The organism is Haloarcula sp. CBA1131 (genome assembly GCF_008728975.1).
GTDB lineage: Archaea > Halobacteriota > Halobacteria > Halobacteriales > Haloarculaceae > Haloarcula > Haloarcula hispanica.
The window spans coordinates 1989121-2005372 of the sequence record NZ_RPCY01000001.1 but is presented as its reverse complement, the minus strand read 5'-3'; the positions used below and the strand labels follow the sequence as shown (position 1 = coordinate 2005372).

20 protein-coding genes are annotated in these 16252 nt (G+C 64.0%); 11 read left to right on the top strand and 9 right to left on the bottom strand.

Translation table 11 applies throughout. From position 1 onward, the window contains the following. Nucleotide 1 precedes the first annotated feature (1 nt). Nucleotides 2–526 carry a hypothetical protein gene (locus Har1131_RS10180; protein ID WP_050038060.1) on the top strand — a complete coding sequence of 175 codons (525 nt, stop codon included), beginning with the start codon at nucleotides 2–4 and terminating at the stop codon, nucleotides 524–526. Between the two features lie 22 nt (nucleotides 527–548). On the opposite strand, the gene Har1131_RS10175 is transcribed toward Har1131_RS10180, so the two are convergent. Continuing rightward, on the bottom strand, nucleotides 549–1364 hold the full coding sequence (locus Har1131_RS10175) for a heme-copper oxidase subunit III (RefSeq protein ID WP_050038061.1): 816 nt from the start codon (nucleotides 1362–1364) through the stop codon (nucleotides 549–551). A gap of 105 nt (nucleotides 1365–1469) precedes the next feature. Between Har1131_RS10175 and bioB the strand changes: the two genes are divergently transcribed. Genes bioB through bioD form a run of 4 tightly spaced genes read left to right on the top strand, consistent with a single transcriptional unit; the run spans nucleotide 1470 to nucleotide 5646 of the window. After that, on the top strand, nucleotides 1470–2585 hold the full coding sequence (gene bioB / locus Har1131_RS10170; RefSeq protein ID WP_050038062.1) for a biotin synthase BioB: 1116 nt from the start codon (nucleotides 1470–1472) through the stop codon (nucleotides 2583–2585). 2 nt (nucleotides 2586–2587) lie between these two features. Beyond that, nucleotides 2588–3691 (top strand): transcriptional regulator, encoded by a 1104-nt coding sequence (locus Har1131_RS10165; protein ID WP_050038063.1) that lies wholly within the window; start codon nucleotides 2588–2590, stop codon nucleotides 3689–3691. Nucleotides 3692–3712: 21 nt separating this feature from the next. Continuing rightward, nucleotides 3713–4915, top strand: a complete 1203-nt coding sequence (locus Har1131_RS10160; RefSeq protein WP_050038064.1) for an 8-amino-7-oxononanoate synthase — start codon at nucleotides 3713–3715, stop codon at nucleotides 4913–4915. Then, nucleotides 4912–5646: a dethiobiotin synthase gene (gene bioD, locus Har1131_RS10155; protein WP_050038065.1), complete on the top strand. Its 735-nt coding sequence runs from the start codon at nucleotides 4912–4914 to the stop codon at nucleotides 5644–5646. Before Har1131_RS10160 ends, bioD begins: the two co-directional genes overlap by 4 nt. Before the next feature lie 198 nt (nucleotides 5647–5844). Here bioD and Har1131_RS10150 read toward each other — a convergent pair whose 3' ends face one another. Next, on the bottom strand, nucleotides 5845–6921 hold the full coding sequence (locus Har1131_RS10150; RefSeq protein WP_014040355.1) for a phosphotransacetylase family protein: 1077 nt from the start codon (nucleotides 6919–6921) through the stop codon (nucleotides 5845–5847). Continuing rightward, nucleotides 6918–9023, bottom strand: a complete 2106-nt coding sequence (acs, locus tag Har1131_RS10145; RefSeq protein WP_151146267.1) for an acetate--CoA ligase alpha subunit — start codon at nucleotides 9021–9023, stop codon at nucleotides 6918–6920. The genes Har1131_RS10150 and acs overlap by 4 nt, the downstream gene beginning before the upstream one ends. Before the next feature lie 133 nt (nucleotides 9024–9156). On the opposite strand from acs, the gene Har1131_RS10140 reads away from it, so the two are divergent. Both Har1131_RS10140 and dpsA read left to right on the top strand, forming a co-directional pair. Next, complete coding sequence (locus tag Har1131_RS10140) at nucleotides 9157–9546, top strand: hypothetical protein (RefSeq protein ID WP_151146264.1); 390 nt, start codon at nucleotides 9157–9159, stop codon at nucleotides 9544–9546. A 177-nt stretch (nucleotides 9547–9723) separates the two neighbouring features. Then, nucleotides 9724–10257: a DNA starvation/stationary phase protection protein DpsA gene (gene dpsA, locus Har1131_RS10135; protein WP_014040358.1), complete on the top strand. Its 534-nt coding sequence runs from the start codon at nucleotides 9724–9726 to the stop codon at nucleotides 10255–10257. 135 nt (nucleotides 10258–10392) lie between these two features. Here dpsA and Har1131_RS21750 read toward each other — a convergent pair whose 3' ends face one another. Further along, nucleotides 10393–10542 carry a hypothetical protein gene (locus tag Har1131_RS21750; RefSeq protein ID WP_004961340.1) on the bottom strand — a complete coding sequence of 50 codons (150 nt, stop codon included), beginning with the start codon at nucleotides 10540–10542 and terminating at the stop codon, nucleotides 10393–10395. Between the two features lie 148 nt (nucleotides 10543–10690). Between Har1131_RS21750 and Har1131_RS10130 the strand changes: the two genes are divergently transcribed. From Har1131_RS10130 to Har1131_RS10120, 3 genes are all read left to right on the top strand, one after another. Then, nucleotides 10691–11275 carry a hypothetical protein gene (locus tag Har1131_RS10130; RefSeq protein WP_014040359.1) on the top strand — a complete coding sequence of 195 codons (585 nt, stop codon included), beginning with the start codon at nucleotides 10691–10693 and terminating at the stop codon, nucleotides 11273–11275. A 79-nt stretch (nucleotides 11276–11354) separates the two neighbouring features. Next, entirely contained in the window at nucleotides 11355–11834 is a 480-nt protein-coding gene (locus Har1131_RS10125; protein WP_050038069.1) for an HTH domain-containing protein, read from the top strand. Nucleotides 11835–11893: 59 nt separating this feature from the next. Next, on the top strand, nucleotides 11894–12034 hold the full coding sequence (locus Har1131_RS10120; RefSeq protein WP_225306758.1) for a hypothetical protein: 141 nt from the start codon (nucleotides 11894–11896) through the stop codon (nucleotides 12032–12034). Here Har1131_RS10120 and Har1131_RS10115 read toward each other — a convergent pair whose 3' ends face one another. The 4 genes from Har1131_RS10115 to Har1131_RS10100 form a co-directional block, all read right to left on the bottom strand. Further along, nucleotides 12035–12415 carry a Zn-ribbon domain-containing OB-fold protein gene (locus tag Har1131_RS10115; RefSeq protein ID WP_023843261.1) on the bottom strand — a complete coding sequence of 127 codons (381 nt, stop codon included), beginning with the start codon at nucleotides 12413–12415 and terminating at the stop codon, nucleotides 12035–12037. It abuts the gene before it with no gap. Beyond that, complete coding sequence (locus Har1131_RS10110) at nucleotides 12412–13563, bottom strand: 3-ketoacyl-CoA thiolase (protein WP_014040363.1); 1152 nt, start codon at nucleotides 13561–13563, stop codon at nucleotides 12412–12414. The genes Har1131_RS10115 and Har1131_RS10110 overlap by 4 nt, the downstream gene beginning before the upstream one ends. 64 nt (nucleotides 13564–13627) lie before the next feature. Next, entirely contained in the window at nucleotides 13628–14455 is an 828-nt protein-coding gene (locus tag Har1131_RS10105; protein WP_014040364.1) for a hypothetical protein, read from the bottom strand. Between the two features lie 6 nt (nucleotides 14456–14461). Further along, nucleotides 14462–15616, bottom strand: coding sequence for an ABC transporter substrate-binding protein (locus tag Har1131_RS10100; RefSeq protein ID WP_151146261.1), 1155 nt, complete (start codon nucleotides 15614–15616; stop codon nucleotides 14462–14464). Between the two features lie 142 nt (nucleotides 15617–15758). Between Har1131_RS10100 and Har1131_RS10095 the strand changes: the two genes are divergently transcribed. After that, entirely contained in the window at nucleotides 15759–15944 is a 186-nt protein-coding gene (locus tag Har1131_RS10095) for a hypothetical protein (protein ID WP_008309156.1), read from the top strand. Here Har1131_RS10095 and Har1131_RS10090 read toward each other — a convergent pair. After that, nucleotides 15941–16252 carry a hypothetical protein gene (locus Har1131_RS10090; protein ID WP_151146258.1) on the bottom strand — a complete coding sequence of 104 codons (312 nt, stop codon included), beginning with the start codon at nucleotides 16250–16252 and terminating at the stop codon, nucleotides 15941–15943. The two genes, Har1131_RS10095 and Har1131_RS10090, sit on opposite strands and share 4 nt — an antisense overlap.

Genomic DNA, 16252 nt, shown 5'->3' with positions numbered 1-16252 from the left:
GATGAGCGACGGCGCTGATTCGTTCGTCTTTCAGTATCTCGCGCCCTTCGTCGGCGTCTTGCTCATCGCGGTCGGTATCGCCGGAGCCGTGCCCGGCGGCTACGCGATTATCGAGCCGGACCTGGAGAACTGCGGGAACCCGACAATCGGCGTGGAAGGGCCGGAGGAGACGGCCGAGCGGTTCGGCGGCGACGAGCTGGGGCCGCGGCTCCCGCAGTTGGCCTTCGAGGACCTCTCCGCGGACGAACAGACGGCGTTCCTGACCGCCGTAGACGACCCGGTCGGTGAGGAGCAGGTCGTGGGTGACGTGCCCAACGCCGACGCCTTCCGCCGCGGGGCTCTCGTCACCTACGAGGGCGAGCAGTACTACGTGACCCTCGTCGCCGAGAACACCTGCTTTGCGGCCGCGCCGCTACAGTTCCCGCTGGGGGTGTTCGCCATCGCGCTCGGGTTCCTCGGCGTCCTGGCCCCGCCGCTGTACCGGCGGCTGGTGCGGTTGGAACAGCGGGCCGGCCGGTCAGAGTAGCGGTCCCTCGCTCGGTGTTCGCTCAGAGCGCAGCGCCGACGTACAGCACGACGACGAGGAACACCCACACGAGGTCGACGAAGTGCCAGTACAGCGACGTGGTCCGGATGGCGGTGTCGCGTTCGGGTGCGTAATGGCCCCGGAGCGCACGAGCGAAGGCGATAGCGAGCAGGAGCACGCCGAGCGCGACGTGGAGGCCGTGGAGGCCGGTCAGGCCGTAGAACGCGCTTCCGAACGCGCCGGAGCCGATGCTGAATCCATCGACGGCGACGAACTCGTAGTACTCGTACACCTGTCCGGCGAGGAAGACGACGCCGAGCGCGAGCGTCACCCCGAGCAGGCCCAGGAACCGCCGCCGGTTCCCGCCTTCGAGCGCCTCGTGCCCGTAGTGGAGCGTCACGCTGCTGGCGAGCAGTAGCACCGTATTGATGACCACCAGCGAGCCAAGCAACGGTGGGAGGTGGGCTGGCGGCCACGACCCGGTCCGGATGAAGGCGTAGTAGACGAAGCCCGCCGAGAACGTCGCCACGTCTGAGACGAGAAACAGAATCATCGTCGTGGCGTACAGGTCGGAATCGCTGTCCCTGCGGTTCCGGACGTAATCGGCGATGAACGCCTCGTTGGCCCATCCGGCGAGTCCGGCCAGCAAGCCAACCGCACCAGCGCCGCCGAGTACAACTGGGACCACGGACGGGACCAGGTCGAGCCCGACAAACACCAATCCGACGCCCAGGTACAGCGACGCAGCACCGATTGCAGCTATTAGGGGCCACCGACTCCGGTGTTCGTGGCCATCGTCGGTGGCGTGTTCAGTTGCTGTCTCCGTCGAGCCAGCCATGTGAACGCGTAGCAGTGGGTCCGGTAAAACGGTACCCCCGCGATCTGTGTGTCGGTTGCGGGACCCACCCGAATCTTTATCAGACCGTCAACCGACAGCGAGAATGTGGTTTACGAGACGGGCAACCAAACGGTAGACGACGCTGTCGCACGCGTGCTGGACGGCGAACGCCTCGACCGACGGGACGGACTGGCTCTCATCGCACAGTCGGTCGACGACCTGGCGGCCGGGGCCGACTACGTGCGCACGCAACTGGGTGACGACACCGTCGACGCGTGTTCGATCGTAAACGCCAAAGCCGGGAACTGCGCGGAGGACTGTGGCTTCTGTGCCCAGTCAATCCACTTCGACACCGGCATCGACAACTACGGCTTTCTCGGCCCCGAGAAGATACTGGAGGCCGCAAAGCGCGCCGAACGCGACGGCGCACAGCGGTTCGGTATCGTCGTCGCCGAGAAGGGCGTCTCGAAGGAGAACCGCCCCGAGGAGTGGGAGGAAGTCCTCGAAGCCATCCGCCTCGTCCGCGACGAGACGGACGTGGAGGTCGACGCGAGCCTCGGCATTCTGACCGAGGAGGAGGCCGCGATTCTGGCTGATGAAGGACTCAACCACTACAATCACAATATCGAGACCTCTCCCCGGTATTTCCCGGAGGTCGTCCAGACCCACACGTTCGAGAAGCGGGTCGAGACGCTCCGGGTCGCCAAGGACGCCGGGATGGACCTCTGTGCCGGTGTCATCCTGGGGATGGGCGAATCCCCGACCGATAGAGTCGACGCGGCGATGGCCCTGCAGGACATCGGCATCTCCTCGCTCCCGGTCAACATCCTGAATCCGGTCGCTGGGACCCCCATGGCCGAACAGGGGCTGCCCGATATCACGACCGAGGAGGTCGTCAAGACCATCGCGGTGTACCGCCTGCTCCACCCCGAGTCCCGGGTGCGCCTCACCGGCGGACGCGAGGTCAATCTCGACACAGATGGACAGGTGGCCGCGCTGGAGGCCGGTGCTGACGGCATCCTCACTGGTGATTATCTCACTACCGAGGGACAGACGGCGGCCGACGACCTCGAAATCATGGAAGAGGCCGGACTGGAACCCAACACGGAGGCCAACGAGTTCGACCCTGAGGCGGTCAAAGAACGCGCGGCTGACGAGACAGAAACCGAGACGGCGGCAGGGACAGCACAGACGAAATCAGAACTCAAATCCGACGACTGACAATGGACGACATACGCTTTGCAGTGCTCGGAACCGGTGGTATCGGACGGCGGACGCTCGAAGTCTCACAGCACAAGGACGGCCTCACCGCGGTCGCGGCCTGTGACCGCAACGGCGTGGCTCTCGACCACGATGGCCTCGACGTAGACGAACTGCTGGCGGCGACGGAAGGCAATATCGCGAGTGGGCCGGCGGAACACGCATCCGACTCGACCCCCGCGGCACCCACGGACGACTACGCCTCGGACGGCGGGGCGGCCGCAGTCGAGGGTGGCGGCGTCAAACAACATGGCGATCAGTCCGGTATCGTCGCCAGCGAACAGGGCGAACCCACGGAGACACCTATCGACGACATCATCGCCGAGAGCGACGCTATCGACGCCGTGCTGTTGGCGCTCCCGAACCTCGAACACGACTTCATCCCGCGCGTGGCTGAGCGCTTCGCCGAGGCCGACTACGAGGGCGTCATGATCGACGTGCTCAAACGCTCCCGAGTCATCGGCATGCTCGACGACCGCGAGGACCTGCTGAAAGAGTCCGGCATCACGTTCGTCTGCGGGGCCGGCGCGACCCCCGGCTTCCTCACCGGCGCGGCGGCACTCGCCGCCCAGTCCTTCGTCGAAGTCGAGGAGGTCGAGATCTGGTGGGGCGTCGGCCTCAAGTCCGGCTACGAGGACAACCGGGGGACGGTCCGGGAAGACATCGCCCATCTCGACGGCTACGACATCGAGACGGCCAGGGAGATGAGCGAAGCCGAAATCGAGGCACTCATCGACGAGCACGACGGCGTGCTGGAGTTCCACGACATGGAACACGCCGACGACGTGCTGCTGGAGCGGGCCGGCATCTGTGACGCCGAGGACGTCCACGTCGGCGGCGTCCTCGACGTTCGCTCCGACGAGAAACCGACCACCACGACGGTCAGCGTGACTGGCACGACATTCGACGGGGAGACGGGGACGAACACCTTCGAACTGGACGACGTGACCAGCATGGAGGCCAACGTTAACGGCCCGGCGCTTGGCTACCTGAAAGCCGGCGTCCGGAACAACCGCGCCGGGCACTACGGCGTGTTCGGCCCCGCCGATCTGATGCCCGGCTTCTGAGACCGCCTGATTCTGCTTTTCATGACTCACGGCTTCGACTTGAACGACCGACTCGAACAGCGTGACGCACAGAACCTCCGCCGGCATCTGGAAGTCGCCGAGTCCGTCTCGGCTCGGACCCGCTTTGCCGACGACCCGAAAGGCGAACCACCGGAGTTCGGCGACGAAGCCGTCGTCTTCGCCTCGAACAACTATCTCGGGCTGGCCGACGACAGCCGGGTCCAGCGAGCGGCGGAACTGGGCGCACGGACCGTCGGCACCGGCGCGGGGGCTTCGCGGCTGGTCACCGGCGACACGCAGGTCCACCGGGCGCTGGAACGCGACCTCGCAGCCTCGAAAGGAACCGAGCGAGCGCTGGTGTTCTCGTCTGGCTACGCGGCCAATATTGGAACAATCGACGCGCTGTCACCAGACATTGTCTTTTCAGACGAGCTGAACCACGCCTCGATTATCGACGGCTGTCGCGTCGGAGCCAGCGAAACAGTGGTGTACGACCACTGCGACCCCGACGATTTGCGGGCGAAAATGGGCGCGCGAGCGGCCGATGTCGGCGGAGACGAACAGTGGCTCGTCGTCACAGACTCCGTGTTCTCGATGGACGGAGACATCGCGCCGCTATCGGCCATCTGTGACGCCGTCGACGAGTACGGCGCGTGGCTGATGGTCGACGAGGCGCACGCGACCGGGCTGTTCGGCGACACCGGCGGCGGTGTCGTCCAGCGCGAGGGGCTGAGCGACCGCGTCGATGTGCAGTTGGGTACGCTCTCGAAGGCATTGGCGAGCCAGGGCGGCTATATCGCTGGCGACGAGGTGCTTATCGAGTATCTGCTGAACGCCGCGCGGTCGTTCGTCTTCTCGACGGGGCTATCCCCACCGAACGCCGCGGCGGCCCGCGAAGCGCTGCGAATCGCTCGCGAGACCGACCGCGCGGCGGAACTCTGGGACACTGTGGCCACGCTCCGGGACGGACTGGAGACGATGGGCTACGAGGTGCTCGGCGAGACGCATATCCTCCCGGTCGTCGTCGGTGACCGCGGGGACGCGCTGGAACTGGCCGATAGACTGCGCGACCACGGTATCGTCGCCCCTGCGATCCGACCGCCGACGGTACCCGAAGGGACCGCTCGTATCCGGGTCGCGCCGATGGCGACACACACCGCCGACGACATCGCGCAGTGTCTCGACGCCTTCCGAACCGCGGGCAAAGAGGTGGGCGTGCTATGAGCGATACGAGCGAGGATTCGGGCCCTGACCGCGGGACCGGCCACATCGCCGAGGACGGTGTGTTCGTCGTCGGCACCGACACCGGCGTCGGCAAGACGGTCGTGACCGCCGGGCTGACGGGCTGGCTGCGGGAGCAGGGGACCGAAGCAGTCGCCGTCAAACCCTGCCAGACCGGGCATCCGCCCGATGACGACGCGGCGTTCGTCCAGTCCGTCTGCGGTACGACCGAGGCCGCGGTCTGTCTGAAGCGGTTGTCGCCACCGCTGGCACCGGACGTAGCTGCGAAGGAATCAAACGACGACGTCACGCTTTCCTACGAGTCGATTCGGGACGGGGTCGCCGATGTCGTGGCAGGAAGCGAGACGGCTGTCGTCGAGGGTATCGGCGGCCTGCGCGTCCCACTCGCGGACGGACGGGAGGTCATCGACCTCGTTTCGGATGTCGGGCTTCCCGCGCTGGTCGTCGCCCGTTCGGGGCTCGGAACGCTCAATCACACGGCGCTGACGGTTCAGGCGCTCCGTCAGAGAGGCGTGCCGGTCGTCGGTGTCGTTCTCAACGAGTACGAAGGCGCGACGACCGCAGAGCGGACGAATCCGTCGGTCATCGAACGGATGACCGGGTGCTCCGTCTGGCCCGTTCCGCCGCTGGACGTCGAGTCGTCAGACAGCGTGATTTCGGGGATCAGCACAGATCTCCCGCGGTCGGTGGTACGGCCAGCTATCGACCAGTAGCTGTCCATACGTGGCCGAGCAAAGGGGATAGAACGGGGGCAAAACCCCGTCGTGTGACACTACGGAGCCGGTAAGGCTCCATCTGATACTTGACTACCAACCACTAAAATAGTAAGGCACGTTTCATGTGGAGGTTTCGCCCTAGCGCGGGGCCATGTTCCGTTAGGAACGGACTAACGCCCAGCCGAAACGACGGTACTACAGATCGATTGACAGCAGCGCCTCGATATCGACACCGTCGTCCAGTAGCGACTGCATACGGTCGACTGTTGCCTCGTTGCGTGTCTGGCCGGTCCGGAGCACCTCCTCGACCCTGTCTATCGTCGTCCGCGTGTCCGATTGGACTGACAGCACTGGGACGTTTTTCTCGGCCGCCTGTCCGATGACCGCACTGGGGGGCTGGAACCCACCCGTGAGGAGTAGCGCCTTGATACCGGACGCTTCGAGAGCAGCGGTCTGGACCTCCGAGCGGTCGCCGCCGGTGACGACGACGGCATCGCGCGTCCGCCGGAAGCGTTCGAGTGCGCTGCTCCCGCTCATCGCGCCGACGCTGAACCGCTCGACGTGGACGTCGGTGTTGGCATCGCCAGTGAGGATGTCCGCGCCGAGGTTCCGGGCGAGGTCGGCAACGGTGACGCCGGCGAGCGAGCGGTCACGCGGCAGAATGCCGTGGACTGGAATCCCCTCGCCTTCGAGGAACGGAACCACGTCGTCGGCGAGTTCGTCCACCGTCGCGTCGGTGACGCCGTTGAACAGGACGCCGTCGAGTCGATCACCGATCGCCCGGGCCGCGGACAAAATCTCGTCCGTATCACTGGGCGTGTCGTAGCCGGTGACTAACAGCACGCGGGCGTCGAGCAGTTCCGCGATATCGATGTCCGTGAGGTCGACGATACTGCCGGTCGTCAGGTCGCTACTCCCCTCGACGAGGAGCAGGTCGGTCCCGTCAGAACACGTCTCGATGCCCTCTTGCAGTCGCTTGCGGAGGTCATCCGGGTCCTCACGCCCGCGGATGGCTTCCTGGATGAACGTCGGCGAGTAGACGATGGGTTCCATGTCGTGGAGGTCGGTCTCCAGATCGAGCAGTTCGCGGGCGAGCATCGGGTCCTCGTCCCGCGTCTTGCCGACCGCGCTCCGCAGGCGCGTCCCCTTGGGCTTCATGTAGCCGACGTCGTAGCCCGCGTCGTGGGCACGCGTCGCTAGCGCGAGCGTGATAGCCGTCTTGCCGATACCTTCCTCCAGTGACGTGACGAGTAGCGTGTTCGTGTCGGTCATAGTTTCTCCTGGTCGAGGGTGAGTCGCAGGTCGACCGCCTGCACCCCGTCGGGCGTCGCGACGAGGGGGTTGATGTCCAGTTCGACGATAGCGGGGAAGTCAGTGACGAGCTGCGAGAGCCGCTGGATGGTTTCGACCAGCGTCGCTTCGTCGACGGGGTCGCGGCCTCTCGCACCGCGCAACAGCGGTGCGGAGTCGATGTCGTCGAGCATCCCTTTCGCCTCGGTCTCGCTGACGGGGGCGACACTGACAGTGTTGTCTTCGAGCACCTCGACGAAAATCCCGCCGAGGCCGAACAACAGCAGCGGCCCGAACTGCGGGTCGCGGTTCATCCCGAGGATCGTCTCGACGCCGTTGTCGAGGTCGACCATCTCCTGTACCTGAACGCCGAGAATTGTCGCATCCTCCTGATAGTTGCGCGCTCTGACGACGAGGTCCTCGTAGGTGTCCCGGACGTCTTCGACGGGGACACCGACCTCGACACCGCCGATGTCTGACTTGTGCAGGATGTCCGGGCTGACGATTTTCATCACCACGTCGTCGCCGATTTCCTCGGCGATAGCCTCCGCTTCGACGGGCGAGGAGACGACATCGCCCTGCGGTGTCGGAATCCCGTACGCGTCGAGCAGTTCCATCGCTTCCACGCCGAGCCGGTTCGACCCGCGCCGGGCACCGGATTCGAGTATCTCGCGGGCCCGCTCGCGGTCCACGTCGAACGTCGTCGGCTCCTCGTACTCGGTCGTCCTGATCTCCCGATAGCGTCTGAGAGCGTCCAGACTCCCGACGGCGCGGGCCGGATCGAAGTAGTTCGGCACGCCGGCTTCGCTCAGGACGTTCGCACCGGCGTCGACGGACTTCCCACCCATCAGCGTCGCCGCGACGGGTTTTTTGAACCGCTCTTGCTGTTCGACGACGCGTTCCGAGAGTTCCTCGAAGGAAAGCACTGCCGTCGGACAGGCGACGACGACGGCCATCGAAACGTTGTCGTCCGCAAGGACTGTTTCGAGGGCTGTCTCGAAGCGCTCGGCGGGAGCATCGCCGATAATGTCGACCGGGTTGTAGATGTTGGCCTCATCAGGCATCTCTTCGCGGAGTCGGGAGAACGTCTTGTCACCGAACTGCGCGAGTTGCAGGTCCGAGTCACCGACGGCGTCGGTCGTCATCACGCCGGGACCGCCGGCGTTTGTGACGATGGCGATTTCGTCCCCGTCCGGGAGCGGCTGGCCGGCGAGAATCTGGGCGTAGTCGAACAGTTCCTGTACGGATTCGACGCGGAGCGTTCCGGCCTTGTCGAGGCCGGCCTCGTAGGCCCGCTCCGACCCGGCCATCGCACCGGTGTGGGAGGCCGCCGCGCTCGCACCCGCGTCCGTGCGGCCGGACTTGACCAGAACAATCGGCGTGTCCTGTGTCACTTCACGGGCTGTCTGTACGAACGACGACCCGTCGTTGATGTCCTCCAGATAGCCCAGAATGACGTCGGTATCGGGGTCGTCGCCCCACTCGGCGACGAAATCGCTCTCGTCTAGCACCGCTTTGTTCCCGAGTGAGACGATGTCTTTGAAGCCGACATCGCGCTCGGCGGCCCAGTCCAGCACGGCGGTGATGAACGCGCCCGACTGGCTCATAAAGGAGATGTCGCCATCGCTGGCCATCTCATTGCCGAAGGTGGCATTGAGCCCAACAGGGGTCGACATTACGCCGAGGCTGTTCGGGCCGACCAGATTCAGGTCGTATTTGCGGGCCGCCTCGCGGAGCCGCTGCTCGCGTTCGGCCCCATCACTGCCGGTCTCACCGAAGCCAGCGGTGATGACGACCACGTTTTCGATACCCGCTTCCCCGGCGTTCTCGATAACGTCGACCGCCACCGTCGGCGGCACGACGACGACAGCCACGTCGACCGACCCGGGGTCTTCCAGGCCGGCGAGGTTGTCGTAACACGGCAATCCAAGCACTGTCTCTTTGTTCGGGTTTACGGCCACGACCTCCCCTGCAAACGAATCGAGCAGGTTCGTGGTGACCGCGTGACCGACGGACCCCTCCGAATCGGTCGCCCCGACCACTGCGACACGTTCCGGCGCAAACAACGTCGATAATCGTCCCATGCCTCTACCTGGTGGTTACAGGGGGGCCCGAATATAGGTGTGGGGAACTCCCAGCGAGCGGGAATCTAGACGATTCATTACCGCGATTTCGGTGTGACGGTGTTTTTGTTCGTCACCCCCGTAGCGGCGTCCGATGACTGACGCAGCGCTCTTAGCACCGTTCGACGACGAAGTGGTCCGTGGAGTCGCAAGAGCAAACAGCGTCGACGAGGAACAGTTGCGGTCCGCGCTCGCCGACCACCAGCAAACGATGCGTGACAATCCCGGTGTCGAGGACCTCGTTTACGAGTGGCGAAAGCGATTCGACGACGCAGTGCTACACCGCACGCCCGAGACGTTCTTTATGACAGTCAGAGAATCCGTCTGGGAGGAGTACGGCACACATCTTGGCCTCGACGACTATCTCCTCGCCGCTGTCGTCGCAGTCCATCAGGAGCAAGTCCTTCGTGAAACAGCGGTCGACAGCAGTGCTATCGACGAAGACGCCGTTGCACTCGTCGTTTCCCGGCCGTCGTCGGAGTAGTTCTATCCCTTTTATATCAAGCGCCGAGTGCTGACTCGAGCGAGGGTTGGTGTCAGCGGATAATATTTCTGTTCAAGTAACCAGCCATTCTATCTTAGAACATATTTTTTGGGTTCCCGAAAACATATTTTCACAAAACAATCTTTAAGTGGCTTCCCCCTGTACAATAAGATGACTATGGCAACACAAGAGCATGTCCGACGCGAGTTCGGGAACGTCGAAGAGAACGAACTCCGCCTCGACAAGGAGAAGTCCGAGCAAGTAATCAACGCGCTGAATCAGGACTTGGCGGACACGTACACGCTGTACCATCAGGTCAAGAAGCACCACTGGAACGTCGAGGGCGCGGAGTTCCGCGACCTCCACCTGTTCCTCGGCGACGCCGCCGGCAACGCCGAAGAGGCAGCCGACGAACTCGCGGAGCGGGCCCAGGCCCTGGGCGGCACACCCGTCGCCGGCGGCAAGGCACAGGAAGAGCACGCGTCGGTAGAACCGGAAGGGCAGGACGTGTACGACATCCGGACGTCGCTCGAAAACGACCTCGAGATGTACGGCGACATCATCGAGTCGCTCCGTGATCACATCGACCTCGCGGAGAACCTCGGTGACCACGCGACGGCGCAGATCCTCCGGGAAATCATCGTGCAGACCGAGGAAGACGCACACCACATCGAGCACTACCTCGAAGACGACACGCTCGTCTTGGACTAACGTCGGCCCACCGCCTTCTGCCGAATTTTCTGTTACTGGTAGCGTCGCTACCCAGTTCAGATCGTGGAGAGACCCGCCTGTGAAGAAAGTAACTCAGGAGTCAGAGGAAAGAGAAACGCGGCGCGGACGAACGGACTACCGTCGAAGGTCGACGGTGACGTCGGTCGAAATCCAACCGTCTCGGTTCCCGTCTTCGGTAAACACGGTTCTGTCAGCACCGCTGTCCAGTGCTGCAACGTCCGGGCGGTCCTCGGAGGTCTCGACATCGTCCGTCTGTGATGGCATTACCTGAGTTAGGCACCCCTAAAGCTAAAAGGATTTTGGTTGGCCTAATCATCTGTGGCTGCCAGCCCCCACACCGGGGGCAGAGACGACACGAAACCGGCCGGCCACACGGCGCGGCCTTTAGTACCCGAGGCGACAAGAGAGAGGTATGAGCTCGGACGACGACCTTTCCGCCCTGATTACGGACCTCGTTACGACGCTGCAGGAGCTAGAGACGGAGGTCGAGCCTACGACCGACAGCGGCCTGCCGCGGCCGCCGACACCGAGCGAACTCCTCCGGTTCACCAGCGACGTGACCATTCCTGCGGTCATTCTGGTGTTGAAGACTAACATCGAGGCGCTGAAGATACTCCGTCGAGCCCTCCGGATGGCCGAAGGGCGGCCGACATCGACCGGGTCCGCCTCGGATGAGGTGCGACAGCGTGCGAGTGATCTGAGTCGGGCCACACTCTCTCGCCTTGACGGTGCGTTGACCGACCTCCAGCAGGCTGTCGAAGGGACACCGGAAGATGAAGAGGCCCGCGAGCTTATTCAGGAAGCCCAACAATTGCGTGGCCAGATCCAGGATAGATTAGCCAATGAACCAGGGGTGAGCGAGGAGGTCGACTCCGACCAGGTTACTGACGTCCCAGTGGACGTAGACGCCGAACTACGGTCGATAAAGGACGATATCGAAGGTCCAGACAGGGACGACACCGGTCCCGAAGACGGAGAGGGGAGCGACGAGGAGTAAAGAACTTCAGCGTAGTGTGAGATTTTCACCCCTGAAAACATAATGATTTATTATGTCACAGAGCTAGGTGCGAATACCGATGTCCAGCTCTACTGCTCCGGGCGGTCGTCGGGCGACCCTGTTCGTCCGGTCTGACCTCCCAGCGCTGTCACAGAAACGCTGTACCGCTATCGAACGTGAGCTACAGGAGCTGGTGTGCCGTGGCGTACTCGACGACGTCGACACAGTCGAGTGGGAGAAGCGCGTGCCGCTGCAGGGCTCCGGTAACGGACCTGAGCGGGACCTGTACAACGAGTTTGCGGAGTGGGCCCGCGAGGCTGGTGTCTGCCTCGCGCCGTTTTTCGACACCCGGCTCTGTTACAGTTCGACGGCGGGCGAGAAGCGCCGCGAACTCATCATGCCGGCCGTCTGCCTCGCAGTCTACGAGAGCGGTGACCTCGTACAGGTTGCCCCCTTCGCCGACAGAGGCCGAACTGAGTCCGTCGAAGAATGTATCGCCGAGCTGGCTGAGACGGGGGCCCTTCCCGACACCTATTCGACAACGATTTCGACCGTATAGCGCACTCACGTTCTGTTCGCGGCTTCTACGTCGTCTTCGGCGGCGCCGACGGGTACAGCATGCTCAGCGACGCAACTGTCCTCGTCTCGTCGAACGAGGGGGCACTCCTCTCTGACCACGTCAGCAACACTATCGAGGAACAGGGGACGATTTCGCCGACGACAGACGGTCGTATTATCCGACAGGGTGAGGAGAGCTGATCAGACCGGGTCCCAGCGGTAGCCGTCCCAGTCCTGACTCTCGGGCACTTTGATGCCCGCGTCGGGGTCGCGGAGTTCCTCGACGTAGACGGGTTCGACCGTGTCACCTGTTTCGACCTCGTCCGTGGTCACCTGCCCGAGCGCGCGGACGAACTCGTCGCTCGCATCGGAGACGTCCGTTATGTCGAACTCAACGATAGCCAGCGTGTTTGGCTCGCGGACGCCCGGCGGCGTCGCCGTCGAGTGGGTCCAAGTGACCACTTCGCCGGTCCGGTCCGCGAGGTCGAACGTCGCGTCCTGTGGTTCGCCACACTCCGGACACAGCGGATGGGTGGGGTACGAGACGTGACCGTTTGCGCACATGCCTGCTTCCAGCGTCATTCTGCGGCCTCCATGATGGTGGTGATGACACAGTTGCCAAAGCCGCCGACGTTACACGCCAGTGCGGTGTCGGCGTCGACCTGTCGCGGCCCGGCCTCGCCGACGAGCTGTTCGTAGATTTCGACGCCCTGCGCGACACCGCTTGCCCCCAGCGGATGGCCCTTGGACTTGAGCCCCCCGGAGGTGTTGATCGGCAGGTCGCCGTCCTTGGCAGTGGCACCGTCCATCGCCAGCTCCCAGGCCGTCCCTTGCTCGGCGACGCCGATACCCTCTAGCTGGAGGAACTCCAGAATGGTGAACATGTCGTGTAGTTCCGCCACATCGAGGTCCTCGGGACCGAGGCCGGCCATCTCGTAGGCCTCCTTGCTCGACTCGACGACCCCGCCCATGACCGTCGGGTCGTCGCGCTCGTGGACGACGTGGGTGTCGGTCGCCCCACCGATGCCGGAGACGAGGGCGTACTCGTCGGTTATCTCTTTGGCGCGCTCCTCTGTGGTGAACATGAGCGCGGCGCTGCCGTCCGTGATCGGACAGAAGTCATACAGACGCAGCGGGTCCGCGATGATGGGTGACTCGAGCGCTTTCTCCATCGTGATCTCCGTCTGGAACTGCGCCTTGGGGTTGTCCACGCCGTTTCGATGGTTCTTGACCGCGACCCGGGCGAGCGACTCCCGAGGGGCGTCGAACCGCTCCAGATAGTGCCGGGCGGTCATCCCGGCAAAGGACGGGAGCGTCACGCCGTGCTTGTACTCGTCGGGGTGGGTAATCGAGGCGATGATGTCGGTCGCCTGGCCCGTCGTCTTGTGAGTCATTTTCTCCCCGCCGACTAACAGCGTCATATCGCTGGCCCCGCTGGCGACGGACTGCCAGGCCTCGTAGATGCCTGCTCCGCCCGATGAAGAGGTCTGGTCGACCCGTTCGCTGTAGGCCGGAAGCACTCCCAGGTCGTGGGCCAGCAGATTCATGATTCCCGTCTGCCCTTCGAACTCGCCACTGGCCATGTTCGAGACGTACAGGTGCTCTACGTCGTCGGGCGCAACGCCGGCGTCCGTGAGGCATTCCTCGCCCGCCTGCGAGAGCAACTCGCGGATCCAGGCGTCGCGTTGCCCGAATTTCGTCATTGACGCGCCGATTACTGCGACTCCCATACCTGTGCCGTCACAGGGGTCTCGTGTATGTATTACGGTCCGACCTATAGATCGAGTGGAATGTTCAGGCAGTCGTCGTGACGACCGACAGCCCTTCGGCGGGTTGGTCACCGGCCAGTGAGACGAGCAGGCGCCAGCCGTCCGGGGTTCGCTCGGCTTCGGCCATCTGTGGCGTGATACTCGTCCGGCGCAGCAGTTCGACGGCAATCGGCAACACTGGGCAGCGGAGGTCCGACAGCGTCGGGCGATAGTTCTGTAATGTAATATATCTGGAACAGCGGCCGGGACCGACCGCGGCGGGTTCGATTGCTGTCTCGTCGACCAGCCCCGCTGTTTCGAGGTCGGCGACGGCGTCCCGGACCGGCTCAGGCCCGCTTGGCTTCCTCGGTAACTGGCCGGCGGCTTCGCGGAGGGTGTCCGCCTGTACTTCCGGGTCGAGATTGTCGGCGATCGCCGTGGCCATACTTTCGAGCATCGCCAGACAGAGGCGCTCGCGGTTCTCCGTCTCCTCGGCCGCTTCGAGGTAGCTGTCGATGACTGCCTGCTCGACGGAGCGATGACGGCCTGACAACACCTCGAACAGCGACCCGGCGACCGTGTGACAGTACTCCGGGAGCGATGACGGGCCAGTCCTGACGGCGTCGGTCCCCCACGGCGCTTCACAGACGATGAGGCCGTGGACGGTGACACGGGGGTCGTAGCGGCGGAGGGCACTCCGGTAGGCGGTCGCGACGCTGGCCGCTTCGGCAGCCGTCTCGCGGTCCGGGAACTGCATTCCCGACACCGGGAACGGCGGCGTTCCTGTCCGGGCGCTGACGACGCGATACGGCCCGACAGCCACGCTGAGTTCCGAGAGCCTGTCACGGATGTCCGCGAGTGTTCGTCCGACCATGGTGCCCTACAGCTCTCCGGCGACGATATCGGCGACACGCTGACGGTCGAACAGGTTCCGGTCCACGTCGTACACCTGCGACGCGGCCCGTTCCGTGAGGACCAGGCTCGTTATCGGCCCCTGGTACAGCGGGCCACCGCGATACACGTTCCCGTTCTGTACCGCCGTCAGTTCGCTTCCGCTCTGGTCCGATTTGAGGAAGCTGACGACCGTGTCCTCGAACTCCGAGCGCGTTTTGTTCTCCTGTCCGCGCAGGAGCAGGTACTCCGGATCGATGTCGAGCAGGGTCTCGAAGTCGACCTTGCTGCGGTCTGCGTGGAAGTCCCTGACATCGGTCTTCGCGAAGGCATCGCGTACCCCGAGGTCTCGCCACTGTTTGAAGCTGGTCCCGTCCTCGATGAGGTACGGTGAGAAGCTGGTGGGCTCGTCGCTGCCGGCCCATACGATAGCTACCTCGGGCCGTTCGGACTCCGAGTCCGGCACGAGGTCTTCCAGGCTCGTCTGGAATTCTTCGTGGAGAGTCCGGAACGCCTCGAACCGGTCGGTCCGCTGGAACGCCTGGGACAGTTTCTCGAAAGCTTCGTACAGCGTGTAGTAGGTGTAGTCGTGCCACTCGTAGCCGGTCGAGAAGATGCTGTTCCCGAAGAAGGGACCGACCTGGGTTTCGATTTCGTCGATATCCGACTGTTCCCAGGACCCGCGGCTCTGCAGGAAGTTCGGGTCCATGACGTGGATGTCGGCGTCTATCTCGTAGAACTGCTCTTTCCCGACACCGCTGTCCCCCCACAGCTTCTGGATCGAACTCCCGTCGACGCTGACGCCCGGGATCTCGTCGTAGTACTGAGTGTGGTATCGGGAGGGGAGCCAGACGCCCTCTGGTGCGTCGAGGCCGAGCGCGATCCCCATGTCGGCCCAGCTCCCGTTGTTCGCGACCCAGCCCTCCGGAACTGCCTCGAACGTGACCTCGCCCACCGGTTCCATCGCGACGGAGTAGCCCGACTCCGTCGGTTCCGTGGTCGCTGTCGCGGTCGTCGTACCGGAATCCGTCGCGTCATCAGTCGCGCCGTCACCACCGCTCCCGGCCTCGGACTGACCCGAGCAGCCGGCGACGACACCTGCCAGCCCGACACCGGTCGCAACGATGTACTCTCGTCGGTTCATATCTTTTTAGGCTTGCCTAAATGGTTTAAATCTTCCCATGTTTAGGTAGCCCAAAAACGCCATGAATCGACAAACAGCACCATAGCCCCGACAGTGAGAATCCACACAAAGTATATCCGTGTGTACTAACCACACACGAAATATGCAGGAGGCCTGGCTCCAACTACAATGTCCGGCGTGTTCAGTTGCCTGGGAAGAGCAAGTGTCCGACCTCCCGGCCCCGGAGACACAGTTCGTCTGTGACGACTGCGGGGCCGAACGGGCGCTGTCGGAGTTCATGCGGACCACCCGCGACCTCGAAGTGCTGCAGGAGTTTACGGACTCTTAGTATCGCGCTCGCGCCGCCGCCTTCCACTCCTCGCCTCGCTTGACGTTGTCCGGAGGGTGGCGCTTGCCCACGCTCGCCAGCCGTCCGGCCAGCGTCCACTCGTCGACGTACTCGACCGTCTGCCGCTGTGCTGTCGCCACAGCGGCCCGCTGACGGTCGGTCAGGTGAGCGCTGATCGCAGCGGCGATAGCCGCTGCTTCTGCCTGTGACGCGTCCGCCGGTATCGACAGCGACAGGTCCTCGGGGCCCTCGATATCGGTAAGCGGCGGCGTCTCCGCGTCCGACTGTGGTGTGTTGCGAGTCGCCAT